This window comes from Pseudomonas sp. HMWF021, assembly GCF_003061005.1.
Lineage (GTDB): Bacteria > Pseudomonadota > Gammaproteobacteria > Pseudomonadales > Pseudomonadaceae > Aquipseudomonas.
On sequence record NZ_QAIK01000145.1, the window covers coordinates 80,272 to 80,908 of the forward strand.

The window sequence follows — 637 nt, forward strand, 5'->3', positions numbered from 1 at the left end:
ATTTGCTGCTTCCTCCGTGGAGCGCCGGGCCAGCCATTCAAGGGCCTCGGCGACACAATAAAATGATCCGAACAACAGAATCTCGTCGTCGCTGGTGGCCGCTGCGCACTGCCCTTCCAGCGCCGCCGCGACACTGCCATAAGACGTGACGGAGGCGCCAAGGTTCTGCAGTGCCGCATGTAACTCAGCGACCGGACGTGCGCGCGGCGAATCCAGCGGCGCTACCGCCCAGTGCTGGACACTAGCATTCAATTCGCCGACAACACCATCCAGATCCTTGTCCGCCAACAAGCCGAACACCGCCAGGCGCTTGCCCGCCGGCGGCCGACTGGCCAGACGCCGCGCCAGATACTGCGCGGCGTGCGGGTTATGCCCTACGTCCAGCAGCAGGTTCAGGCGCTTGCCGTTGAACTCGAACGAACGGCGATCCAGACGCCCGACCACGCGAGCGGCCTGCAAGGCAGCAACAATTTGCGACCGATTCCACGGCAAACCGAACAGCAGATACGCCTGCAATGCCAGCGCAGCGTTTTCCATCGGCAGGTCGAGCAGCGGCAAATCATGCAGCTCGACAGGCTGACCTTGCGCGTCAGTGCCGCGCCATTGCCAGTTGTGATCGGTGATTCCCAGATCGAAG

Annotated in this window: 1 protein-coding gene; it reads right to left on the minus strand. The window is 63.0% G+C overall.

The annotated features are described in order from the left end of the window. On the minus strand, positions 1–637 hold a 637-nt coding region (locus tag DBR18_RS29590; RefSeq protein WP_371921123.1), incomplete at both ends, for a glutamate ligase domain-containing protein.